We start from the raw sequence: 22,509 nt of genomic DNA on the forward strand, positions 1-22,509 counted from the left end.
ATATTTGCTTATATTTTTAAAAAATGTAGAAAGGTGTAAAGATGATTAATCCATTTAAATCAAAAGAGCTTGTAACCAGTGCTTTAGCGGGTAGGAATTTGAGAAATCAGCTTATTAATTCAAACCTTGCAAATGTCGATACTCCTTTTTATAAAGCAAGAGATGTAGAATTTGAAACGGCTTTGGTGCGTAGAGCAAATGAGATTTTCAAAAAAGATAAAGGGCAAGAGCTTGAATTAGCCAAAACAAGTGATAATCATCAAGAGCCTTGGAAATTCCCAGATCCTAGTAAATCTACCATTTATCTAAGAGACGGACATTTGGCTAGAAATGACGCTAACACTGTGGATTTAGATGTCGAAACGACCGAAATGAGTAAAAATACGGTAATGATCACCGCTCTTGATGGGGTTTTAAGAAGACAAAGTAATATTTTTAGCTCCATTATTGATGCGAGTTCTAAATTAAGTTAAAGGTAAATTATGGCATACTTAAGTGATTTTGATATTAGCGGTTATGGTTTAAGTGCGCAGCGTTTTAGAATGAATGTAATAAGTTCAAATATCGCAAACGCACAAACGACACGCACAGCAGAGGGCGGACCTTACCGCAGAAGAGAAGTTATCTTTAAGGCAAATGATTTTGATGAGCTTTTAAACAAGCAAATTAATAAAGATAACAATTTTTTAAAATATGAAAATCCGCTCAATGACCCAAGCTCACCTGAGGAGGCTAAACCAGCCATTATGAGCGTGGTGGTAGATAAGGTTGTGCGTGATGATAAGGACTTTCGTATGAAATACGACCCAAGCCACCCTGATGCGAATGCTGAGGGTTATGTGGCTTTTCCAAATGTTAATCCCGTCATCGAAATGGCGGATTTGATAGAAGCGACAAGAGCTTATCAAGCAAATGTGAGTGCTTTTACGAGTGCTAAAACCATAGCGCAAAGTGCGATCGATATTTTAAAAGGATAACAAAAGATGAATAGTATAAACGAGCTTAGATTTAACACTTTAGCAGGAAATAAAACAAACAATACCCAAGATAAAGGCATAGGCGATGAATTTGCTAAAATGCTTAAAAATGAAATTGAGGATTTAAACACCGCTCAAGAAAAGGGCGAGGCAGCGATGACAGACATTGCCACAGGGCAGGTAAAAGACCTACACCAAGCTGCGATTGCCATTACTAAGGCGGAAAGCAGTATGAAATTTATGCTTGAAGTAAGAAATAAGGCTATTAGTGCTTATAAAGAAATTACAAGAACTCAAATTTGAGTCTTAATGCAAGAATATAAAAAAAATAGAGTTTCAAAAGTCGCCTTTGCTTATTGTATGGCACTTTTGTTTATGATTATTTTTTTAAGCTCGACCTTTTTTTTAACCTCTAAACGCTATATCCCCAATACAGAAAAAGATCAATATAGTCTCGCTTTGCGAGGGTCTATCATCACAAAAGATCATTTTACCATAGCAAGTTCGCGTGAGATTTATAGAGCGGAGATTGATTTAAGAAGTCTTAAGAAAGATAGAACCGAGCTTTTTTTAAAGCTTTTTCAAATTTATAGCGGTTTTGATGATAAGCAAATTGCAGAGATTAAAAAGCGTATGCAAACACAAAAAAAACGAAATTACAATTTTGTCTTAGCCTCAAATTTGGATTCTAAACAGGCAAGTTATCTTAAAGATTTAGCTAAAAAGCTCTATATACAAGGTTTTTTTAAGGCTTTTACAAATAATAATGGGCGTGTGGAAACTAGGGGGCTTAGTATTATTGAGCATAGAGAAGATAGAAATTATATATCTATCAATGCTCTAACTCCTGTTATAGGTTACACGCGCACACTTTTAGATAAGGAAAATAATATTTTAAAAAATGTGGGCATTAAGGGTTTGGAAAAATATTATGAGCGATGCTTAATGCCCTTGCAAGATGAGAAAATTCAGGGGCTTAAAGATGTGGGTGGAAATATTATTTTAAATTTAAATTCTATCCAGCAAAGAAAAATTAATGGTTGCGATTTGTATCTTAATGTTTCTTTAAAGCTTCAAAAAAATATAGAAAAAGCCATAGACCAAAGAAATGCTGACTTAAAGGCGAATGAAATTATAGTTGGGGTTATGGAGAGTAAAACGGGTAAAATTTTAGCTTTGGCTAGTTCAAGACGCTATGACCCGCAAAATAGAGGAAAGGATTTATCCGTGCTTAATGCAAGTGTCATTGAGTATGGGTATGAGGCTGGTTCTGTGATAAAGCCTTTTATTTTTGTAACGGCTTTAAGACTTGGCAAACTTAAAATCGATGAAATCATTAAAACCTACGGCGGACAATATAAACTTGGGCGTTTTACCATTAGCGATGACCATAAAAAAGATAAGATGAGTATGGAGGAGGTGATTACCCTTTCATCAAATGTTGGTATGATACAAATTGCCAAAAGAATGAGTAATTTGGAAATTATTACTGGGCTTAAAATCTTTAAATTTGGTGAGAAAAGCGGGATAGATTTGCCTTATGAGCAAAAGGGCGACCTGCCTAATCCTAACCGCTTAAGGGAGATAGAAAAGTCTGTTTTAAGCTATGGTTATGGGCTGAAAACGACCTTTATGCAGCTTCTTGCCGCTTATAATGTCTTTAATAATGACGGCATTTATATCACGCCGCGTTTAGCAGAAAAATTTTATCAAAATGCTAAATGGACTATGCTTGATGATGAGATTAAGCAAGAGAAAATTCTTTCAAGCAAAGCAGCAGCTGAAATGAAACAAATTCTCATTAATGTCATAGAAAAAGGCACAGGAAGAAGAGCTAGGACGGAGGGGATTATCATAGGGGGTAAAACGGGCACAGCAAGGATAGCGGAAAGAAAGGGTTATACAAGCAACCGCTATAATTCTTCCTTTTTTGGCTTTGCAAATGATGCGACAAATTCCTATACCATAGGCGTTTTGGTAAGAAATCCAACTAAGCCTTATAGCTATTATGCTGCACAAAGTGCTTTGCCGATGTTTAAAGATATAGTAGATATTTTAATCAATGAAAATTTTTTAAGCCCTATGGAGATTAAACAATGAATTTTAAAAATTTAAAAGAAGTTCCTTTTAGCCCTTCGATTTATATTAAACCTAAGCGTTTCACATATGAAAGTAGGGGTAAGAATTATACTTGGGATTTTATCGAGGCTAAGGATAGCGTTTCGGTGCTTTTGTATCATAAAAGTTTAGAGAGTTTTGTTTTTGTAAGGCAATTTAGAATCCCACTTTGGTATCATCAAAATAATGATGAAACTTATAAAGAAAATGCAAATATGGGCTATACCATAGAGCTTTGCTCTGGACTTGTGGATAAAAATTTAAGCCTAGAAGAAATAGCAAGAGAAGAGTGCGTGGAGGAGCTTGGCTTTTTACCAAAAGAGCTTGAAAAAATAGGCGATTATTATACAGGTTTTGGCTCTGGGGTAAGTAAGCAAAGCTTTTATTATGCTGAGGTTGATGAGGAGGATAAAATCGCACAAGGTGGGGGCGTTGATGGGGAGCAAATTGAAGCTGTTTATGTGAAAGTTTGTGAGTATGAAAGCTTTATAAAAGAGCAGATAAGAACGCCTTTGCTAGACTTTGCTTATCTTTGGTTTATGAAGCATCATTTTAAAATGCGTTGAAGTTCAAGCAAATTTGCGAGTAGAAATTCCTTTTTGCTAAGCTTGGAATTTGTTTTGATTTCATATTCGCTTTTAAGAAGAAGGTTAAAAATAGCTTTATATTGTTTTAAATTGAGCTTAAAAGCTTGTCCGCTTAAAGCTTGTCCCACTTGAGGAGGAGGCGTGTAGCCTAAAAGGTCTTTAAAGTCTATTTTTCCATAAATTTTAGCGTAAATGGTTATTTTAAAAAGCCTATAAAAGGCACTTGAGAGTGAGTTAATGAGAGCGATTTCGTTAAAATTTTCTAAAATTTTTTCAAGCTCTTCTTTGATATTTCGCGTTTTTAAAAGCTTGTCAAAAAAATCATCAAATCCCACTAAAGCAAGGCTATAACAATACTGCTTAATAATATTTTCATCGACTTTTAAATTTACAAATTTGTTTAGCTCACTTGCCGCTAGGTAAAGGTTTTCATCAAAGCTGACAAAAAGCGTTATGAGGGCATTGTGCGTGATTTCTACATTTAATTCTTTAGCCTTCATAGCTAAAAGCTCTATGCCCTCTTTAGAATTGGAAATTTTAAAAAATCTTGCAAAATGATTTTCAAAAATTTTTTCCAATTCACTTTGCTTTGCATTTTCATCATAAAGCTCAAGTAAGAAAAAATTATCCGCATTATTTTTGCATAGAGAAATTAGGGCTTTTAAATCTTTACTGCTAGGCTTTTTTAAGCATTTTATCTCCAAGAGTTTTTTAGAGCTAAAAAGTGAGCCAAGCGCTAAAAAATCACTCGCTCTAGCAAAATCATATTCTTCAAAATAAAGTTTCAAATTTTCTTCTACACCATATTTTTGCTTAATGAAATTTGCATAAAGTTCAATTTGAAAATTATCTCCTCCATAAAGCAAGAAAAAATTAGGAAAATTTTTATTTTCTAAAGCCTTTTGCAAATCTCTCCTATACATCAAAGCTCCTCGATCACACGCCCATAAATCTTAGCAAAAATGATGTCCGCTTCTACAATTTGCACTTTCACTTTTTGCAAAAGATTGCTTTTATTATGCTCTAAAATAATTTCCGCTCCTTTAATTTCATCGTCAAGTTTGGCTATGCTAAGGGTATCATTTTCACTAATAAAGGCGTTAAAAACCCCGCCTATATGACGCTTTGCCCATCTTGCAAATTTTCTATCCATAAAGTCATAAGCAACCTTGTCCGCCTCTCTTTCTAAAAGGCTTAAATTTTCGCAAGTGCTTTGTATATTTAAAAGCAAATATTCATAAAGTTTCAAATCTCCTCTTTGTTTTGCCTTTAAAAGTCTGTGTAAAATCAAATCCGAATAGCGTCTAATCGGGCTTGTAAAATGCGTATATTTATCAAAACCAAGTCCAAAATGTCCCCCATTTTCACTTGCATAACAAGCCTTTTTTTGTGCTTTGATGATGAGTTTATCCACTTCAGCCCTTATGTCAAGCTCATCGGCTAAGGCTTGGACATCGCGTATAAGTTCGCTAAGATTATTTTTATAATTAACATCTATGCCAAGCATACTAAGCTCTTCTAAAAGTTTTGTAATTTTCTTATCATCGGCTGGAGCGTGGTTTCTAAAAATGCCAATTTCACCTAGCATTTTAGCCGCTGCCTTATTTGCCAAAAGCATACAATCTTCAATCAAGCCGTGCGAAGGTGTATCTTTTTCATAAAAAGTGCTTTTAAGGCTTAAGTTTTCATCTAAAAACATTCTTAATTCTTCCGTTTTAAATTCAAAAGCGTTTTTAAGACGAGCCTTTCTTAAAATTTGTGTTAAATTAAAAAGCTTATAAATCCAAGAAAGCTCACCTAAATTGCTTTTTTTCTCCAAAAGTTCATCGACTTCATCATAATGAAAACGCCGCTTAGAATTGATAATGGCTTCAAAAAGCTCTTCTTTGCAAATTTCATTATTTTGATTAAAAGTGATTTTAAAGCAGTAAGTAAGGCGATCTAAATTTGGCTTTAAGGAGCAGATATTTTCACTTAAAGGACGCGGCAACATAGGAATAGAAATGTGAGGAAAATAGATAGAAAAGCCCCTATGCCTCGCCTCTTTATCGGTCGCACAATAAGCAAAAACATACTCACTCACATCAGCAATCGCCACATAAAGTTCTTTCTTTTTTTCATCATAATAAATCGCATCATCAAAATCTTTCGCGTGAATAGGATCAATCGTGCAAAAGCTTAAATGCCTCAAATCTACGCGATTAGGATACATACTTGCATCGACTTCATCGCCATTAGCTAAGGCTTCTTCTATGCAGGTTTCATCAAATTCGCTATTTTTATTAAAAAGTGCTAGAGAAATTTTTTCATCAATACTCTCATCGTCAATATATCCTAACACTTCTAAAATTTCGTTATTTGTATTTTCTATCTTTAAAACGGAGCCAAGTGGTAGAGCCTTTAGAGATTTTTGTGAAGCTTTAAGAGCAGTGGAAAGTCCTGTTTTGACATTAAGTCCTAGCACGGCTTCGCCATATTTTTTAGTTACAACTATGGAGGTTTCATTGGCTTTTTTAAGCACCAAAACGACCTTAGCACTTGCCCTTTTTTTCTTAAGTGGAAGAAGTTTGGCTGCGACTATGTCCTTATAATTTGCTCCTTTTAAATGCTTATTTTCTATTAATAAATCTCTAGTAAAACTTTCATCATACACATTTAAAAAGCCTGTACCTTTGCTTGAGATGTCAAGCTCTCCAAAAACATAGCCATTGTTAAGATAATATTTATTTTTATATTCTTTTAAGACATTTGAGGCTAAAAGCTCTCTTAAAATTTGCTTAAATTCATTGCCGACTTGATTTTCCCTAACGCCATAACTTAAACTTTTTAAAAATTCTTTCACTTTACTTCACTTTATTTGAATTTTTATACAATTTTACTTAAACTTTATAAATGCAAATTTAAGGCTCTTTTGCTATAATTTCGCTTTTGTAAAAAAGGGGAGTAAATGGCTCTTAGGGTGTATTATGATAAAGATTGCGATCTTAATTTAATCCAGTCAAAAAAGGTCGCCATTATAGGCTTTGGCTCGCAAGGACACGCTCACGCACTGAATTTAAGAGATAGCGGCGTGGAAGTTTTTATCGGCTTAAGAAAGGGAAAAAGCTATGAAAAGGCACAAAATGAAGGCTTTGAAGTTTTAAGCGTAGCGCAGGCTTGTAAGAAGGCAGATTTGATTATGATTTTAACGCCTGATGAAAGTCAAGCAGAAATTTATGAAGAAGATATTAAGCCTCATTTAAAACAGGGGCAAATTCTAGCTTTTGCACACGGCTTTAATATCCACTACGGACAAATTATACCGCCTGAATTTGTTGATGTGATTATGATAGCTCCAAAAGGACCGGGACATACTTTAAGAAATGAATTTATGCAAGGTGGAGGCTTGGCTTGTCTTATTGCCATTTATCAAGAAGCAAGTGATGATGCTAAAAATTTGGCTCTTTCTTATGCAAGTGCGATAGGAGCTGGAAAGGTTGGCATTATGCAGACAAGCTTTAAGCACGAAACTGAAACGGACCTTTTTGGAGAACAAGCCGTGCTTTGCGGAGGACTTGTGAATTTGATAGAGGCTGGTTTTGAAACTTTAGTTGAGGCAGGGTATGAGCCTGAAATGGCGTATTTTGAGTGCTTACACGAGGTGAAGCTCATTGTCGATTTGTTATATCAAGGAGGCATTGGCGATATGCGTTATTCTATCTCAAACACAGCTGAATATGGAGGCTATGTGAGTGGGGCTAAGATTATCACGCCACATACGAAAAAAGCGATGAAAAATATCTTAAAAGATATACAAAATGGCGTTTTTGCGAGAGATTTTATCCTAGAAAAAAAGGCTAATTTTGCCAAAATGCACGCTATGCGTCAAAATACTAAGCAATCTTTAATTGAAAAAACAGGGCAAAATTTACGCAAAATAATGCCTTGGATTAGCAAAAATAAGCTTGTAGATAAGGATAAAAATTAAATTGTCAAAAAAAAATATTAGTCTTATTCAAAAATTTTTAATTCTTATCATTTTAGTTTTAATTTGCGTGATTTTAATTTTATTGATTGTAGGTAAAACACAAACAAAAGAAGCAAAAAAGCCAAATTTAAACTCGTCAAATCATTTACTTAAAGAAAATTTTTTAGAAAATCAAGAGGCTGTTTTTAAGCCTTTTGAAGAGAATTTAAGTCAAGAAAGAGAAGATAAAGAAGAGCATTTTGAGGCAAATTTAAGTCAAAAAAATGCTTTTAAAATTGATAACAATAAGAGTTTAGTGATAGATAAAAATTTAAGTGAAGATTTAAGGGAATTGAATTTCAGCAAAGAGCAAAATCAAAGTCTTAATTTGGAGCAAAATTTAAGTAAAAAGGAAGCAAAGCAAGAAAATTTAAAGCTGATTATAGGGCAAAAGCCAAAATTAGCCATTATTATCGATGATATGGCAAATGAGGAACAAACAAGAAGTCTTAAAGCTTTAAATTTGAAGCTTAATCCCTCATTTTTCCCTTCTCACGCTTTACATCCAAATACCCCTAAACTTGCCAAAGAATTTGAATTTTATATGGTGCATTTGCCTCTAAAGGCTCTTAGCTTTCAAAATAAAATGTCCGTTTTAAGCCCGGAGGATAGTGAAGAGGAGATTGAAAAAACGATTGCTAAGATTAAGGGTGAATTTAAAAATTTAAAATTTATCAATAATCACACAGGAAGCCTTTTTACAAGTGATGAAGAAGCGATGAGAAGGTTTTATAAAGTTTTAGATAAGTATCATTTAAGCTTTGTGGATTCTAAAACTATACACAATTCAAAAGCTCCTAAAATCGCCAAAGAAATGCAAAAAATTTACATTAAAAGAGATGTTTTTTTAGATAATGAAGATGATGTGATTTATATTAAAAATCAGCTTTTAAGTGCGGTCAATTTAGCTAAAAAAAGGGGTTATGCCATAGCCATAGGACATCCTAAAAAAAATACTTTTAAAGCCTTAAAAGAAAGCAAAGAATTATTAAAAAGTGTGGATCTTGTGTATTTGAGTGAGCTTTATGAGTAGCGAAGTTTTACCCAGTGCTTATTTAAGTCTTTTTAACGCCTTAAAAGATAAGCCTAAAAGCCTTTATTTTAAAGGGAATTTGGAGCTTTTATCTTATCCTAAGATCGCTATTATAGGCTCTAGAAAGATGAGTGTTTATACAAAAAATTGCGTTTTAGAATTAGCCACTACTCTTAAAAACGCTGGAGTTTGCGTAGTAAGTGGAGGGGCTTTAGGTGTGGATATTAATGCGGCTTTAGGCTCTTTACCCCTGCATATAGGCATTTTTGCAAATGGTTTAAGTCATATTTATCCACGCACAAATGAAAAAATCATCAAAGAAATTTACACCAAAGGCTTGGCTTTAAGTGAAAATGAGGACACTTATATGCCTCAGGGCTTTGATTTTCTGCTAAGAAATCGCCTTATTATCGCTTTAAGTGAGGCTGTTGTCATCGCACAAGCACATCTTCAAAGTGGCTCTATGCAAAGTGCTAGGCTTAGTTTGCAAATGCAAAAGCCACTTTTTGTTTTACCTCAAAGACTAGAGGAGAGTAGAGGGACAAATTTGCTTTTACAAGATAAAAAGGCAAATTTGATAGCGGACTTTAAAAGCTTTGCGGAGCGTTTTGGGACAAAAATTAAGCCAAGAGAGGAAGACGAGTTTTTGTTCTTTTGCAAACAAGGCGTAAGTGTTGAACAAGCCCTGCAAAAATACGGAGAAAAGGTTTATGAGTATGAGCTTGAGGGCAAAATCGCCATTGATGGCATTTGGATAAGGCTTTTATGATGAGGGCTTTAGCGTTAGATCTTGGTTTAAAACGCATAGGACTTGCTTTATATGTGGAAAATATCGCCGTGCCACTTAACGCCATTTTGAGAAAAAATCGCAATCAAGCCGCAAACGAAGTGCGAAAGCTTATCGAAGAACATCAAATTTCTAAGCTTATCGTAGGCTTACCAAAAGGTGGAGCAAGTGAAGTGGAAATGACTAAGAGAGTGCAGCATTTTATCTCCTTACTAGAATTTGATGGGGAGGTCATTTTTGTCGATGAGGCTTATACGAGTAAAGAGGCACAAGGCTTAGGTGTGGCGAATTCGCGTAAAAAAGATGGTAAATTAGACTCTTTAGCAGCTTTGATAATGTTAAGGGGATATTTTGGAGACTAAATTAGCGCAAATTTACACCCAAAATGAGCTTACAATTTTAAAAGAAAGCTTTAAAAGCCCTAAAAATATTTGTGTATTTTTAAATTTCTTAAAAACAAATGAAAATTTAATTAATGAATTTTTTAAGGATTTAAAATTTCAAAAGCTTAATCCTTTTTGCTATCTTTTCAAGGCAGAAGATAAAAGCATTTTAAGCAAGATGAAAGCCTTTAATGAGGGGCATTTTTATATACAAAATTATTCTTCTTATCTTTGTGCTAAAAATTTGGGTGTCAAGCCTAATGAAAATATTTTAGATATGTGTGCGGCTCCGGGTGGAAAGAGCATTAATTTAGCAAATTTTATGCAAAATAAAGCCTATTTAGCCTGTGTGGAGGCAAATAAAGAGAGGTTTTTTACCCTGCAAAAAAATTTGAAAAATTATGGAGTTAATGCTAAGATTTTTTTAAAAGATGCGAAAAATATAGGGCGTTTGTGTCCTTTGAAATTTGATAAAATTTTACTTGACGCACCTTGCTCTACCTTAGCTAAAACAGGCTTTGAAAATGTAAAATCTCCAAAAGAAATCAAAGCCCTAGCTCTTTTACAAAAAAAGCTTCTTCACTCTGCTTTAAAAGCCTTAAAACACGGAGGCGAATTAGTTTATAGCACTTGCACCTTTTTAAGAGAAGAAAATGAAGAGGTTTTAGAAAATGCTTTAAAAAGTGAATTCGAGCTTGAATTTTTAGAGCTTGATTTAGAGGGCGTGAGAGTAAGGGAGGCAAAGAGCGAATTTAAAGAGCTTATAAAGGCTAGACGCATTATGCCTTGCGAAAATTATGATGGCTTTTTCATTGCTAAAATGCGTAAAATTTAGGATTAGCACAAAAATAAGCCGTTTAAAGGATATTGGAAAATAAACAAGAATTCATTTTTGATAATTAATATTAATTTTATAATTTTGATATATAATATCATTATTATTTTTTAATAGGAGGATTTAAGATAATGAAAAAAATGTATTTTTTGTGTTATTTTTGTCTTATAGTCCATTAAAAGCGGCTGATGAGTGTAGCTACCAAGAAGATAGAGCCGTTCCCTTACTTTATAAATTATGCGATAAGATTGGGAGTAACGGGCGTTACAGTTGCAAATGCTCCTGAAGTAACTACAAAATGCCATTAGGGATTTAAGAGTGTTAGATTTTATTCTTATTCTTATTTTAGATTATACTCTTTATTTTAGTAAAGTTTTAGAGAAAGTCTTTTTAGGGCGTGTTATTTTTGTATTTCTTTTTGTTATTTTTATAATTCTTTTTTGTGTGGAGGGCTTGTTATTTCATTTATTTTTGATTTTGGCATTATCCTTGCTTTTATATCTTTTTTTGTCAATTTTGCTTATGAAATTTAGCTAAGTTACAAAGCTTTCAACTAATCTTTGAACGAGTAAATTCCATCCATCAACTAGCACAAAAATAAGCAATTTAAAAGGCAGAGAAATCATCACAGGCGGAAGCATCATCATACCCATAGCCATTAAAACAGAGCTTACAACCATATCAATGACTAAAAAAGGTAGGTAAATGAGAAAACCTATCTCAAAAGCCGTTTTAAGCTCTGAAATCATAAAGGCAGGCACCAAAACACTCAAAGGCACATCGTCTATGGTTTTTGGGTTTGGTAAATTGCGAATGCGGTAAAATAGTGCTAAGTCTTTTTCGCGTGTATTTTTGAGCATAAAGTCTTTAAAGGGCTTTACGCCTCTTACAAAGGCTTCTTCATAGCCTATTTGCTCACTTAAATAAGGCTTTACGCCCTCATTATAGGACTTTGTTGCCACAGGTTCCATAATAAAAAAGGTCAAAATCAAAGCCATAGTAACTAAAATAGTATTTGGAGGCATACTTTGCGTTCCCATAGCTTGTCTTAAAAAAGAAAAAACAATGATAAGCCTTAAAAAAGAAGTCATTATGAAAATAATGCTAGGGGCAAGGGCAAGTATGGTTAAAACGATGATGATATTTAGCGTTGTTACGAGCTGGTTGGGTGTGTCTGGTGCGCTAAGACTTAAATTTACGGTGGGTATGGTCGCCTCCGCTCCAAAGACACTTAAAGCAAACAAAATGAGCAAAAAAACGCTTTTCAATCCAAAAATCCTAACTTAAAATAAAGGCTGAATTCTACCTTTAAGCACTTTAACTTTTGCTTTAATTTTAACTTTTTGTTGCTAAAATAAAGAAATAATTATAAGTAAAGGGAAATGATGAAAAGCTCTATTGTTATTTTAGCAGCAGGTCTTGGCACAAGAATGAAATCAAGCACACCTAAAGTTTTGCAAAAAATTTGTGGTAAAAGTATGATTTTGCATATTTTAGAAAAGGCTTTTGCCTTAAGTGATGATGTGAGTGTTGTTTTATCACATCAAAAAAAAAGAGTGGAGAAAGAAATTTGTGAGTTTTTTCCACAAACTAAGTTTATAGAGCAAGATTTAGTCCGTTTCCCCGGCACCGCAGGAGCTTTAAAGGATTATAAGGCACAAAATGAAAAAGTTTTAATCCTTTGCGGAGATATGCCCTTAATAGAGCTTCAAAGTCTCAAGGCTTTGCTTGAATTAAAAAGCGACCTAGCTTTAGCCGTTTTTGAAGCAAAAGATGCAAAAAGCTATGGTAGGGTTGTGCTTGAAAATAATGAAGTGCAAAAAATAGTCGAGCTAAAAGATGCAGATGAAAAAGAAAAGATGATTAAAACTTGTAATGCGGGCGTTTATATGGTAAATACGAAGCTTTTAAGTGAGCTTTTACCCCTAATCGACAATGAAAACAAGGCTAAGGAATATTATTTAACAGACATCATTAAACTTGCAAGAGCTAAAAACACGCACATTAAGCCACTTTTTGTGGATGGAGAGGAATTTATGGGCGTTAATGATAAATTTGAACTTAGTGTAGCAGAAAATTTAATGCAAGATAAAATTAAAAAATTTTGGCAAAAAGAAGGCGTGATCTTACATAATCCAAGCTCCATTTTTATAGGCTTAGATGTGAAATTTATAGGCGAGTGTGAGCTGTATGAAAATGTGAGGATTGAGGGTAAAAGTGTGATAGAAAGCTCTATTATTAAAAGCTCAAGCGTGATAGAGGATAGTAAAATAAGCTTTTCGAGTATAGGACCCTTAGCACATTTGCGTCCTAAATGTGAGCTTAAAAATACGCATATAGGGAATTTTGTCGAGTGTAAAAATGCTAAATTAAATGGCGTGAAAGCGGGGCATTTAAGCTATTTGGGTGATTGTGAGATAGAGGAGGGGACGAATATAGGCTGCGGGACTATCACTTGTAATTATGACGGAGTTAAAAAACATAAAACCATTATTGGTAAAAATGTTTTCGTAGGCTCTGATACGCAGTTTATCGCACCTGTTTGCATAGAAGATGAGGTTATCATCGCAGCGGGAAGTTCTGTTAGTGAAAATGTTCCTAAAGGTTCGCTTTTTATTAATAGAGCGTCAAGTAAAATCATAAAAGATTATTTTTATAAAAAATTTCAATGAAAACCATACTTTTAGCTGTAAGTGGCAGTATAGCTTTTTATAAGTCTTATGAGCTGATTTCTTTATTTAAAAAAGAGGGCTTTAGAGTTAAGGTTTTATTAAGTAGGGGGCTTTTGAAATTTGCTTCTAGGCTTAGTTTTGAGGCTTTAGCGGACGAGCTTTTGTGTGAGGCAAATGAATCGTGGCAAAATTATAATAATCATATCGCCTTTAGCAAAGATGCGGACCTTGTGCTTTTTGCTCCAGCAAGTGCGAATTCTATCAATAAATTAGCAAATGGCATAGCAGATACGCTTTTTATCCAAACTTTAATGGCGACAAAAGCTCCCATTATCATCGCTCCAGCGGCAAATTCGGCGATGTATTTACATTTTAGCACGCAAAACTCTCTTCAAATTTTAAAGCAAAATGGAGCTAAAATCATTGAGCCTATTGTTAAAAAACTAGCTTGTAAAGATGAGGGAATCGGTGCTTTAGCGGAGCTTGAGGATATTTTTCATCTTTGTAAAAGAGAGCTTCTAAAAGAAAGCTTTTTTACCGGTAAAAGTGTGATTATAAGCGGAGGCGGCACAAGGGAAAAAATCGATGATGTGCGTTGCATTAGTAATTTTTCAAGCGGAAAAATGGCTAAAGAACTTGCCTTTGCCTTTTATTATTTGGGTGCTGATGTCGTGCTACTTAGTTCAGTGGAATTTAAAACGCCCTTTCAGCTTCTTACCTTTGAAAGCTCAAAGGATTTAAAGGCACTTTTAAAGCGTTTTGAGGGGGGCGATTTTTTGATAATGTGTGCGGCGGTGAGTGATTTTGTCCCCAATTATCAAGAAGGCAAGATTAAAAAGAGTGAGGCGGGACTAAATTTAAGCTTAAGTTTAAATGAAGATCTTCTTCAAATTTGCAAATTTGAGGGTAAAAAAATAGGCTTTAAAATGGAGCTTGACCCTCAAAACGCCCTCAAAAACGCACAAAATGCCCTTGAAAAAAAGGGGCTTGATATGATTTGCCTGAATATTTTAGGTAAGGAAAATCATTTTGGAGCAGATTTTAACGAGCTTATTTTCATCACGCAAAAAGAAAGCGTTAAAAGTGGCTTAAAAAGCAAAAAAGAGCTTGCATACGAGCTTGCCTTAAGGTGTCAAGATTTATGAATTTGATTAATTCTACTCTTCCCATAGCTATGAAAGTCCTAGCAAAATCAGGCTACGCACACTACACCCTAGAGCTTAATAAAAAGCAAATTCAAACAAAAAGTATGATTGAGCTTGAAGTAGGGGCGTATTATTTAGCGGAGCTTTATATGAGTGAGGGCGTGATACAATTTAGACATCTTTGCAAACGCCCAAATTTCACTCCTTACGAACAGGGAATTGAGCTGATTTTAAAATTGTTAGGAGAGGATTTTGATTTTAAGCATTTTATTATAGAGAATTTAAGCGTGGCTAAGGACGCACAAAGTTTTAGTGTGTTTAAAGAAATGCTTTTTGCTAGTTTTGAAAATGTTTATCATATCCCTTTCATTTTTGAAAATAAACCTTGCTTGTTTCAATTAAGAAAGAGGGGGGATACAATAGAGCTTTATTTATATTTTAGTGTTTTTGGAGCGTTGAAAATCGTTAAAGATGAAGTGGGAATTTCGATTTTCACTCCCTTTTTTAAGGTGCAAAAATTTCTAAACGAGCATTTAGAATATAGGGTTTTCCAAGATAAAAATTTAAAAGCCTTTTTTGAATATAAAAAATTGCTAGATTTTAAGGGATAATTTATGGAAAGAATAGACATTATAGAGCGTATCGGTAAAAAATATTTAATCTCAAATACAGAAAAAGGCGAGTTTAGTTACGCACACGATAATAAAAAAGCAAAATTAAAAAAAGAGCTTGGCGAAGAATTTAATAATTTTTATGTTGATATGCGTTTTTGTAAAGATGATGTTGTCATTTTAGTCGAAACAAAAACAAAATTTACACAAAAAGACGAAAAGCAACTTAAAGCCTACCTAGAGGCTGAAAAAGCCCTGCACCATAGCCAAAAAATCATCGCCATACTTGCCAACACTGACGATAACAAAATCAAAGTTTGGAAAAATCATATAAACGATGAGTGCTTACTAAAAAATGAAGTCGTGCTTGATACTATGGAGCATTATGCCTCTTTATTTGAGATAAATAAGCAAAACGATAGAGAAAAGGTTCTCAAAAACACCTATGATTTAAACGAGCTTTTACATAAAAAGGACATTGATGAAAAGCTCCGTTCTCAATTTGTCGGCACGACTCTTTTATATATCAAAAATGAAGTGAAAAAACGAGGCGCAAATCACATCAATGATAAATTAGTTAAAGATTTAAAAGAATTTTGGAGCAACACAAACGAAGACGCCATTCGCGTAAGCATAGAAAGAACCTTAAGCGATTTACTTGACGGCTCAAATAACAAAGCGAAAAAAATAGAACTTTTACAAAAAAATGTCCTAAACGATCAAAAAATCAAAAAGCTAAAATTAAAAGACTGGATAGAAATTTTAACAACCATACTTACAGACATTTATAAATACATCGATACCGAGAGCGAGGAGGGGCAAGACATCTTAAATCTTTTCTTCATAGCCTTTAACAAATACACAGGCAAAGCTGATAAAAATCAAGCTTTTACCCCTGACCATATCACAGATTTTATGTGCCGAGTTGTGGGCGTGGATAGGACAAAAAGGGTGCTTGACATCACTTGCGGAAGCGGGTCATTTTTAGTTCAAGCTATGGTAAAAGAATTAAGCGATTGCAAAAGGGGTAAAACCGAAAAAGAAGCTAAAGAGCTAATGGAAAAGGTCAAAAAAGAAAATATCTACGGCATAGAAGTGGAGGAAAAGGCTTACGGACTAGCCACGACAAATATGCTAATCCACGGCGATGGTAATAGTAATATAGAATTTGGTTCTTGCTTTGAAAAAAAAGAATTTATCAAAAAGGCAAAACCTGATATTATTTTAATGAATCCTCCCTATAACGCCAAGCCCATAAGCATACCTGAATATTACAAAAACAAATGGAGCAAAGGTGCGAAAGAGGGCAAGGAAGACCCCACAAAAGGGCTTGTGTTTATACAATATCTAAGCGATATTATTAAAGAGATAAATGAAGAAAGAGAGAGCAAAAATGAGGCGAGAAAGGAAGTAAAATTAGCCGTCTTACTGCCTATGAGTGCTGCCATAGGCTCTAAAAGCGATATTAAAAATATCAAAGAAGCTATGCTAGAAAATAACACCCTAGAAGCTGTTTTCACACTCCCAGCGGAAGTATTTTATCCGGGGGCTTCAGTGAGTGCTTGTTGTATGGTTTTTACCCTTGGTAAGCCGCATATTAATACAGATGGCACGATCAATGAAACATTTTTTGGTTATTTTAAAGAAGACGGCTTTAAGAAAAAGAAAAATTTAGGCAGAGTGGAGCAGTTTGACGAGGGGGGCGAGTCCAAATGGAAAAAGATAGAGGAGCAATGGCTAGATGTCTTTAGAAATAAAAAGGTCGTTGATGGCTTAAGTGCTATGGCAAAGGTAAGCGGCGAAGATGAGTGGCTATGCGAAGCCTATATGAAAACGGATTATTCTAAACTTTCACAGGCGGATTTTCAACAAACATTAAATAATTTTTTAGCTCATCTTGTTCAAAAAGGCGATATTTATGAATCTTGATGTGGAAAATTGGAAAAGATTTAAATTGAAATATCTTTTTGATATTAAAAAGGGCAAGAGATTAACCGCAGATGAGCAGACAGAGGGCAATAATATTTATATTGGGGCGATTGATGCAAATAATGGAATAGCAAATTTTATAGGACAAGCACCTATCCACAAAGGCAACACAATATCATTAAGCTATAACGGCTCTGTGGGCGAAGCTTTTTACCAAGAAAATGATTATTGGGCTACTGATGATGTTAATGCCTTATATTCTCGCTATGATGATTTTAATAAATATATTGGCTTTTTTATCGTATCTATGTTGAGACAAGAAAAATACAAATTTTCTTATGGTAGAAAATGGAAATTAGAAAGTATGAAAGATACTGAAATTTCATTACCTATAAAACATAATCCCAACGGCTCAATTTTTAGAGATAAAAGCAAAACATATTCTAAATGTGGCTATGTCCCCGATTTTGAATTTATGGAAAATTATATTAAATCCCTGCACTACAAGCCTTTAACGACTAAAAATCGCCCTGAAAATGCCCTACCATTAAATATTGAAAAATGGGGCGAGTTTAGACTTGGGGATGTTTTTGAATGCTCTGGCACTTTTTCTTTGGTAAAAAGTGATTTAGATGAAGCTTACGGGGGGGGGGGGGGGGGGGTAATGTCCCCTTCATCTCTAGGACAACTTTCAATAATGGCTGTGATGGGTATGTAGAAGTGGAAGCGAAATTTATAACAAAGGGAAATTGCATTAGTATAGGCGGAGAGGGCATTTATGCCTTTTATCAAAAAGAGGATTTTGCGACAGGGACTAACATTTGCACTTTAAGAAATGAAAAATTAAATCAATATGTAGCCCTTTTTGTATGTGCGGTGCTTAATCACGAAGTTTATCGTTATTCTTACGGGAGGGCGAGAAATTTGGGAAGAGTAGAAAACGAAATCATCAAACTCCCCATAAATCACAAGGGCGAACTAGATTTTGACTTTATGGAAAATTACATCAAATCCCTGCCTTATGGAGATAGAGTATAATGAATGAATTAAAACATTTAGCCGTGGTAATGGACGGAAATAGGCGTTGGGCGAAAGCTAAGGGCTTTTTAGCGAAATTTGGCTATACAAGAGGAGTAAAAACTCTACAAAAACTTATGAGCGTATGTATAGAGGAGCAAATTTCTCAACTTACACTTTTTGCCTTTAGCACGGAAAATTGGAATCGTCCAGCTGATGAAGTGGAATTTATCTTTAAACTTTTGGAGCGTTGTTTAGATGATGCCTTAAAAGAATTTGAAAAAAATGGCGTGCGTTTAAAGGCGATAGGGGATTTGTCGCGTTTAGATGAAAAACTAAAAGAAAAAATAGCTTTAGTTGAGGAAAAAACGAAGCACTGTGAGCGTTTGTGTGTCAATTTAGCTATTAGCTATGGCTCAAGAGATGAGATAGTAAGAGCGGCTAAAAGAGTGATAGAAAGGGGCTTAGAGCTTAGTGAGGAAAATTTAAGTGCGAATTTAGACCTGCCCTTAGATGTGGATTTAATGCTACGCGTGGGAAATGCTAAAAGACTTTCAAATTTTTTACTTTGGCAAAGCTCTTATGCTGAAATTTGCTTTAGTGAGACTCTATTTCCGTCCTTAACTATAAGGGAATTTAAAAAAATTATTAAAGAATATAGAAAAAGAGAACGCACCTTTGGAAAATAATGCTTTATTATGGGGAATTTTGGGGGCGGTTTTGGGGTCATTTTGTGCGAGTTTTGTAAGTCGAATTTGTGAAAAAAAGCCCCTTTTTGCTATGCGTTCTTTTTGCTTTTCTTGTGAAAAAAAGCTTGGATTTTTAGAGCTTGTGCCTATTTTTTCTTATCTTTTTTTAAAAGCGCGTTGTAAAACTTGCGGTGTAAAAATTCCTCTTATGTGCTTTTTGAGTGAAATTTTTGGCATTTTTTTGATTTATCTTGCCTCATTTTGTGCGAAATCTTTTAAAGAATTTCTTGCTTTAACGCTTTTTCTTTTTGTGTGCTTTAGCCTTTCTTTGATTGATTTAAGATTAAAAGCTGTGCCAAATTTCTTACTTTGGATCGGCTTTTTTACTGCTTGTTTGCTAAAAATTTTAGAAAGTCATCTCAATGCTTTTGATATGAGTATTTTTCATTTTTTTATGGACGCTTTTATGTTTGCTGGTTTTATTTTTTTACTTAAAAGTTTTATTTTATTTTTGAAAAATTTCAAAAAACAAGAGCTTGAAGAAAATTTAGGCGATGCTGACATTATATTATTAGCGGCTTTTGCTGGGGCTTTTGGTTTTATGGGGGCGTTTTATGTTCTTTTCATCGCTGCGTTTTTATCCTTGCCCTTTTTTTATTTTGCTTTTAAAAAAGGAGAAAAAGAGCTTGCCTTTTTGCCTTTTATAAGTCTTGCTATGTGTGTATATTTAGTCGTTGGGAGAGTATTTTGAAGCTTATATTTAAGTATATTTTAAATCAATTTTTAGGGACACATCTTTCTATTTTTCTAGTGCTTTTTGGCATTGTTTCTATGGTATTTTTTATCCAAATTGCGAATCTTACTTCAAGCATTGAGATTAGTTTTTTAGACCTTTTTAAGCTTTATGGCTTTATGCTGCCACGCATTTTGATTTTTACTTTACCACTTGCCTTTTTTGTGGCACTGACCTTAGCTCTTTATAGGCTTTCTAAAGAAAATGAAAGTGTTGTCTTTTTTACGCTTGGTTTTACGCCTTTAAAAATGGCACAATTTTTCCTTAAAATCGCCACATTTTTAAGTGTTTTAATGCTTGGCGTTGCTTTAGTGATGATACCTATTGTGTATCAATTACAAAAAAATTTCGTTGATTATAAAAAAACGCAAATTAAATTTAATTATAAAACAGGTGAATTTGGACAAAAATTTTTAGATTGGATGATTTTTATACAAGATGAAAAGGAGGGGGGGTATGAAAATATCATTATGTATCACCCAAAAAGCACTGATAATTTAAAAGAGCAACTCATCATCGCTAAGGAGGCGAATTTAGAGCGTTCAAACGAGGGCTTTGCTTTTAGGCTTAGTGCAGGGAAAATGTATAATTTTGACGCAGATGAGGCTCTATTTATCGGTGAGTTTGAAAATTTGGTTGTTAATACAAAATTTAGTGATAATTTAGGGCAAACTAAGGCATTTTACGAATACTGGGACGACATTAACACAAATGCCGATAAGGCTAGGGAATTTGTAATGTATGTTTGTATAAGCTTATTTCCTTTAGCTAGCACACTTTTTGCCCTTAGTTTTGGAATTGTAACTTACCGCTATGAAAAAGGTTTTATTTATCTAGGTATGTTTGGGGTGATCGCCGTTTATTTTGGGCTTTTATCGAGTTTATACAAGCCTCCTTTATTGATGAGCTTTTTGATTTTTAGCTTTGCTTTTGCGGCTTCTATTATATGCTTTAAAAAGATGATAATGAGTCGTTATTAATGCGTCTTAAGCTCGTTTTCTCCTATGATGGCTCGGCTTTTTTAGGCTCTGCTTCTCAGCCTCATTTAAATTCCGTCCAAGATGCCTTAGCGGCGGCTCTTGCTCATCTTGGCATTTTCTCTCCTGTGCTATTTGCTTCACGCACAGATAAGGGTGTGCATGCCCTTCGTGCGGTAGCTTGTGTGGAGTGTGGAGAGCATTTTAAAGACTTAGTCTATCTTAAAAGGCAAATAAATCGCTTTGCTCACCCTTTCATACACATTAAAAGCTTAGAGAGGGTGAGCGAAAATTATGCTGTGCGTTTTGATGTGAGGGCTAGGGAGTATCGCTACATCTTTCATCACGGGGAATTTAACCCCTTTTTAAGCCCTTATGTGTGCTTTAGTGAGCGTTTTGACATCAAAAGAGCAAATGAGCTTTTAAGTCATTTTGTAGGAGAAAAGGACTTTAAATTTTTTCAAAAAGCAGGTGGAAGTGCGAAAACTAGCGTTAGGATTATGTTTATAGCTAAGGCTTACACGCATAAAAATTTAAGCGTATTTCGATTTAGGGCTAATGGCTTTTTAAGAGCGCAAATAAGACTAAGTGTGGCTAGCGTTATGGCGGTGCTAAGGGGAGAATTAAGCGAAGATAAATTAAAAGAGCAAATCGAAGCTAAAAAATGCCATTATCGCTTTTTAGCTCCAGCAAATGGGCTTTATTTAAGCCGTATTATTTATTAAGAATTTCGCACAAAAAGCCCTCATTTGTATCTTTAAAGCGGTAAATTTTTTCTTTACAAGGATAGCTTATCTCATTATATGAGGGAATTTCTTGTGTTTGATTTTGCATTTTTTCTAAAATAATGGGCAATTCTTTCTTAATCATCGCCTTATCGCTCATTCTTAAGCCGTGATCTAGGCTTTTAAGAAGTCGTCCGTCAAGCTCACTTTCATCTTTTATCAAATGTAAAGTCGCATCAAATCCTAAATGTTTGTAAATTTCGTAAAGATTTTGCTTGTCTTTGGAGGGATTAAGCTCATCAATAAGACTATGATAACTTACAAAAATGGTGCGAGGATTTGCCCTTTTTTGAATTTCTAAATGCGTAGGATTTAAAATAGACCTTATAAGATAGCAATCATCGCTAAAATAGTATTTTGAAGCAGGATCTCTAGTCCAAAGAGTTTTGGTGTAGTATTGATTTTGATTATGTGGGTAGCTATCTATGGCATCGCAGGTTTTGCTTTCGCGTCCTAGTATGAATTTAACCTGCGGTAAAGCCGAGCCTGAATTATCAAAAACGCCATCAACATACCAAGGAGCAATTTTGCTAATGAGTAGAGCCAAATAGCCTCCATAACTTCCCCCAGCGTAAATTTTAGGCAGCTTTAAAATGCTACCCCCCCCCCCCCGATAATTTGATCTAAATGCTTAAGAGCATTGATATAATCAATAGCCGACATTATCCCTGCATTTTCATACTCATCTCGTGCTGGCACAGTGCCTAGTGTAAATTCTAGTTGAAAATCTTTTGCCATTATGCCTTGACTTTTAAGCTCTGCGACTCTTTGGATTAATTTTTGTGCAGCAAAGGGTGCGTTTTGCTCATTAATATTTTTTGAGTCCCAAGCTATACTTTCAAAATAGCTCTTAATCCTCTCTACATCTTCTTTTTCAAACACATTTTTAGCACTATATTTAGATTCTGTGGATATTCTTCTATGTATGGCGTGATGATAGACTTGTACGCAGATGACATTGAAATTTTTGGCTATATTTTCTCTTTCAAAATCATAAAATTTGATATTTTTAGTCGCTCCCCAGCCTCCCACCATAAAAACAAGGGCTTTGGGGCTTTTGCTTGTATCGTAACTTATGCGGTATTCAAGTTTGGCTTTTCTTTTAAGATCTAATTCTACATCATCACAAGAGTGGATTAAAAATTTTTGACTTTTTAGCATTATA

26 protein-coding genes are annotated in these 22,509 nt (G+C 34.4%); 21 read left to right on the forward strand and 5 right to left on the reverse strand.

Annotation, left to right across the window (positions count from 1 at the left end):
• Nucleotides 1-41: 41 nt before the first annotated feature.
• Genes flgB through EL158_RS03855 form a run of 5 tightly spaced genes read left to right on the forward strand, consistent with a single transcriptional unit; the run spans nt 42 to nt 3,661 of the window.
• Nucleotides 42-473 (forward strand): flagellar basal body rod protein FlgB, encoded by a 432-nt coding sequence (flgB, locus tag EL158_RS03835; protein WP_004277213.1) that lies wholly within the window; start codon nt 42-44, stop codon nt 471-473.
• Between the two features lie 9 nt (nt 474-482).
• Nucleotides 483-977 (forward strand): flagellar basal body rod protein FlgC, encoded by a 495-nt coding sequence (gene flgC / locus EL158_RS03840; protein WP_027303994.1) that lies wholly within the window; start codon nt 483-485, stop codon nt 975-977.
• Nucleotides 978-983: 6 nt separating this feature from the next.
• Nucleotides 984-1,280: a flagellar hook-basal body complex protein FliE gene (gene fliE / locus EL158_RS03845; RefSeq protein WP_004275127.1), complete on the forward strand. Its 297-nt coding sequence runs from the start codon at nt 984-986 to the stop codon at nt 1,278-1,280.
• A 6-nt stretch (nt 1,281-1,286) separates the two neighbouring features.
• Complete coding sequence (locus EL158_RS03850) at nt 1,287-3,077, forward strand: peptidoglycan D,D-transpeptidase FtsI family protein (RefSeq protein WP_027303995.1); 1,791 nt, start codon at nt 1,287-1,289, stop codon at nt 3,075-3,077.
• Complete coding sequence (locus EL158_RS03855; RefSeq protein WP_027303996.1) at nt 3,074-3,661, forward strand: NUDIX hydrolase; 588 nt, start codon at nt 3,074-3,076, stop codon at nt 3,659-3,661. The genes EL158_RS03850 and EL158_RS03855 overlap by 4 nt, the downstream gene beginning before the upstream one ends.
• Here EL158_RS03855 and holA read toward each other — a convergent pair.
• Together holA and EL158_RS03865 are read right to left on the reverse strand one after the other, a co-directional pair.
• A complete protein-coding gene (holA, locus tag EL158_RS03860; protein ID WP_027303997.1) occupies nt 3,643-4,605 on the reverse strand; it encodes a DNA polymerase III subunit delta in 963 nt (320 codons plus the stop codon). The two genes, EL158_RS03855 and holA, sit on opposite strands and share 19 nt — an antisense overlap.
• Complete coding sequence (locus EL158_RS03865; protein ID WP_027303998.1) at nt 4,605-6,524, reverse strand: RNB domain-containing ribonuclease; 1,920 nt, start codon at nt 6,522-6,524, stop codon at nt 4,605-4,607. The genes holA and EL158_RS03865 overlap by 1 nt, the downstream gene beginning before the upstream one ends.
• 105 nt (nt 6,525-6,629) lie before the next feature.
• Here EL158_RS03865 and ilvC point away from each other — a divergent pair, with 105 nt between their 5' ends.
• The 6 genes from ilvC to EL158_RS08745 all read left to right on the forward strand — a co-directional run bounded on the left by ilvC (nt 6,630) and on the right by EL158_RS08745 (nt 11,263).
• Nucleotides 6,630-7,649: a ketol-acid reductoisomerase gene (gene ilvC / locus EL158_RS03870; RefSeq protein ID WP_027303999.1), complete on the forward strand. Its 1,020-nt coding sequence runs from the start codon at nt 6,630-6,632 to the stop codon at nt 7,647-7,649.
• Between the two features lies 1 nt (nt 7,650).
• Nucleotides 7,651-8,721, forward strand: a complete 1,071-nt coding sequence (locus EL158_RS03875; RefSeq protein ID WP_027304000.1) for a divergent polysaccharide deacetylase family protein — start codon at nt 7,651-7,653, stop codon at nt 8,719-8,721.
• A complete protein-coding gene (locus EL158_RS03880) occupies nt 8,714-9,490 on the forward strand; it encodes a DNA-processing protein DprA (RefSeq protein ID WP_027304001.1) in 777 nt (258 codons plus the stop codon). Before EL158_RS03875 ends, EL158_RS03880 begins: the two co-directional genes overlap by 8 nt.
• Nucleotides 9,490-9,870 (forward strand): Holliday junction resolvase RuvX, encoded by a 381-nt coding sequence (gene ruvX, locus EL158_RS03885; RefSeq protein ID WP_027304002.1) that lies wholly within the window; start codon nt 9,490-9,492, stop codon nt 9,868-9,870. The genes EL158_RS03880 and ruvX overlap by 1 nt, the downstream gene beginning before the upstream one ends.
• Complete coding sequence (locus tag EL158_RS03890) at nt 9,860-10,726, forward strand: SAM-dependent methyltransferase (protein WP_027304003.1); 867 nt, start codon at nt 9,860-9,862, stop codon at nt 10,724-10,726. Before ruvX ends, EL158_RS03890 begins: the two co-directional genes overlap by 11 nt.
• A gap of 318 nt (nt 10,727-11,044) precedes the next feature.
• On the forward strand, nt 11,045-11,263 hold the full coding sequence (locus EL158_RS08745; protein ID WP_027304004.1) for a hypothetical protein: 219 nt from the start codon (nt 11,045-11,047) through the stop codon (nt 11,261-11,263).
• On the opposite strand, the gene fliP is transcribed toward EL158_RS08745, so the two are convergent.
• On the reverse strand, nt 11,260-11,994 hold the full coding sequence (gene fliP, locus EL158_RS03900; RefSeq protein WP_004277225.1) for a flagellar type III secretion system pore protein FliP: 735 nt from the start codon (nt 11,992-11,994) through the stop codon (nt 11,260-11,262). The genes EL158_RS08745 and fliP overlap by 4 nt on opposite strands.
• Nucleotides 11,995-12,111: 117 nt before the next feature.
• On the opposite strand from fliP, the gene glmU reads away from it, so the two are divergent.
• The 10 genes from glmU to truA are packed head-to-tail and all read left to right on the forward strand — an operon-like array spanning nt 12,112 to nt 21,284.
• Nucleotides 12,112-13,398: a bifunctional UDP-N-acetylglucosamine diphosphorylase/glucosamine-1-phosphate N-acetyltransferase GlmU gene (gene glmU, locus EL158_RS03905; protein WP_027304005.1), complete on the forward strand. Its 1,287-nt coding sequence runs from the start codon at nt 12,112-12,114 to the stop codon at nt 13,396-13,398.
• Nucleotides 13,395-14,543, forward strand: a complete 1,149-nt coding sequence (gene coaBC / locus EL158_RS03910) for a bifunctional phosphopantothenoylcysteine decarboxylase/phosphopantothenate--cysteine ligase CoaBC (protein ID WP_027304006.1) — start codon at nt 13,395-13,397, stop codon at nt 14,541-14,543. The genes glmU and coaBC overlap by 4 nt, the downstream gene beginning before the upstream one ends.
• The gene (locus EL158_RS03915; protein WP_027304007.1) at nt 14,540-15,154 is read left to right on the forward strand and encodes a hypothetical protein; all 615 of its coding nucleotides are present in this window, start codon (nt 14,540-14,542) and stop codon (nt 15,152-15,154) included. The genes coaBC and EL158_RS03915 overlap by 4 nt, the downstream gene beginning before the upstream one ends.
• Nucleotides 15,155-15,157: 3 nt before the next feature.
• Entirely contained in the window at nt 15,158-17,083 is a 1,926-nt protein-coding gene (locus EL158_RS03920; RefSeq protein WP_027304008.1) for an HsdM family class I SAM-dependent methyltransferase, read from the forward strand.
• Nucleotides 17,073-17,801: a restriction endonuclease subunit S gene (locus EL158_RS03925; protein WP_197718618.1), complete on the forward strand. Its 729-nt coding sequence runs from the start codon at nt 17,073-17,075 to the stop codon at nt 17,799-17,801. Before EL158_RS03920 ends, EL158_RS03925 begins: the two co-directional genes overlap by 11 nt.
• Nucleotides 17,759-18,121 (forward strand): restriction endonuclease subunit S, encoded by a 363-nt coding sequence (locus EL158_RS03930; RefSeq protein WP_126361506.1) that lies wholly within the window; start codon nt 17,759-17,761, stop codon nt 18,119-18,121. Before EL158_RS03925 ends, EL158_RS03930 begins: the two co-directional genes overlap by 43 nt.
• Nucleotides 18,121-18,789: a polyprenyl diphosphate synthase gene (gene uppS / locus EL158_RS03935; protein ID WP_027304010.1), complete on the forward strand. Its 669-nt coding sequence runs from the start codon at nt 18,121-18,123 to the stop codon at nt 18,787-18,789. The genes EL158_RS03930 and uppS overlap by 1 nt, the downstream gene beginning before the upstream one ends.
• Nucleotides 18,779-19,540 carry a prepilin peptidase gene (locus EL158_RS03940; protein WP_027304011.1) on the forward strand — a complete coding sequence of 254 codons (762 nt, stop codon included), beginning with the start codon at nt 18,779-18,781 and terminating at the stop codon, nt 19,538-19,540. Before uppS ends, EL158_RS03940 begins: the two co-directional genes overlap by 11 nt.
• Complete coding sequence (locus EL158_RS03945) at nt 19,537-20,562, forward strand: LptF/LptG family permease (RefSeq protein ID WP_004277234.1); 1,026 nt, start codon at nt 19,537-19,539, stop codon at nt 20,560-20,562. Before EL158_RS03940 ends, EL158_RS03945 begins: the two co-directional genes overlap by 4 nt.
• The gene (gene truA / locus EL158_RS03950) at nt 20,562-21,284 is read left to right on the forward strand and encodes a tRNA pseudouridine(38-40) synthase TruA (RefSeq protein ID WP_027304012.1); all 723 of its coding nucleotides are present in this window, start codon (nt 20,562-20,564) and stop codon (nt 21,282-21,284) included. The genes EL158_RS03945 and truA overlap by 1 nt, the downstream gene beginning before the upstream one ends.
• Here truA and EL158_RS08890 read toward each other — a convergent pair.
• Nucleotides 21,274-21,891 (reverse strand): DUF2920 family protein, encoded by a 618-nt coding sequence (locus EL158_RS08890; protein ID WP_318654274.1) that lies wholly within the window; start codon nt 21,889-21,891, stop codon nt 21,274-21,276. The two genes, truA and EL158_RS08890, sit on opposite strands and share 11 nt — an antisense overlap.
• A 41-nt stretch (nt 21,892-21,932) precedes the next feature.
• Nucleotides 21,933-22,505, reverse strand: a complete 573-nt coding sequence (locus EL158_RS08895; protein ID WP_318654275.1) for a DUF2920 family protein — start codon at nt 22,503-22,505, stop codon at nt 21,933-21,935.
• Nucleotides 22,506-22,509 lie beyond the last annotated feature (4 nt).

The organism is Campylobacter upsaliensis, assembly GCF_900637395.1.
GTDB lineage: Bacteria > Campylobacterota > Campylobacteria > Campylobacterales > Campylobacteraceae > Campylobacter_D > Campylobacter_D upsaliensis.

Excerpts from the sequence above, each read along its gene's own strand:
- EL158_RS03925 (WP_197718618.1), top strand. The coding sequence starts at position 17,073 with ATGAATCTTGATGTGGAAAATTGGAAAAGATTTAAATTGAAATATCTT.
- EL158_RS03915 (WP_027304007.1), top strand. The coding sequence starts at position 14,540 with ATGAATTTGATTAATTCTACTCTTCCCATAGCTATGAAAGTCCTAGCA.
- flgC (WP_027303994.1), top strand. The coding sequence starts at position 483 with ATGGCATACTTAAGTGATTTTGATATTAGCGGTTATGGTTTAAGTGCG.
- EL158_RS03920 (WP_027304008.1), top strand. The coding sequence starts at position 15,158 with ATGGAAAGAATAGACATTATAGAGCGTATCGGTAAAAAATATTTAATC.
- uppS (WP_027304010.1), top strand. The coding sequence starts at position 18,121 with ATGAATGAATTAAAACATTTAGCCGTGGTAATGGACGGAAATAGGCGT.
- truA (WP_027304012.1), top strand. The coding sequence starts at position 20,562 with ATGCGTCTTAAGCTCGTTTTCTCCTATGATGGCTCGGCTTTTTTAGGC.
- coaBC (WP_027304006.1), top strand. The coding sequence starts at position 13,395 with ATGAAAACCATACTTTTAGCTGTAAGTGGCAGTATAGCTTTTTATAAG.
- EL158_RS08895 (WP_318654275.1), bottom strand. The coding sequence starts at position 22,505 with ATGCTAAAAAGTCAAAAATTTTTAATCCACTCTTGTGATGATGTAGAA.
- glmU (WP_027304005.1), top strand. The coding sequence starts at position 12,112 with ATGAAAAGCTCTATTGTTATTTTAGCAGCAGGTCTTGGCACAAGAATG.
- ruvX (WP_027304002.1), top strand. The coding sequence starts at position 9,490 with ATGAGGGCTTTAGCGTTAGATCTTGGTTTAAAACGCATAGGACTTGCT.
- fliE (WP_004275127.1), top strand. The coding sequence starts at position 984 with ATGAATAGTATAAACGAGCTTAGATTTAACACTTTAGCAGGAAATAAA.
- ilvC (WP_027303999.1), top strand. The coding sequence starts at position 6,630 with ATGGCTCTTAGGGTGTATTATGATAAAGATTGCGATCTTAATTTAATC.
- EL158_RS03880 (WP_027304001.1), top strand. The coding sequence starts at position 8,714 with ATGAGTAGCGAAGTTTTACCCAGTGCTTATTTAAGTCTTTTTAACGCC.
- EL158_RS03850 (WP_027303995.1), top strand. The coding sequence starts at position 1,287 with ATGCAAGAATATAAAAAAAATAGAGTTTCAAAAGTCGCCTTTGCTTAT.
- holA (WP_027303997.1), bottom strand. The coding sequence starts at position 4,605 with ATGTATAGGAGAGATTTGCAAAAGGCTTTAGAAAATAAAAATTTTCCT.
- EL158_RS03855 (WP_027303996.1), top strand. The coding sequence starts at position 3,074 with ATGAATTTTAAAAATTTAAAAGAAGTTCCTTTTAGCCCTTCGATTTAT.
- flgB (WP_004277213.1), top strand. The coding sequence starts at position 42 with ATGATTAATCCATTTAAATCAAAAGAGCTTGTAACCAGTGCTTTAGCG.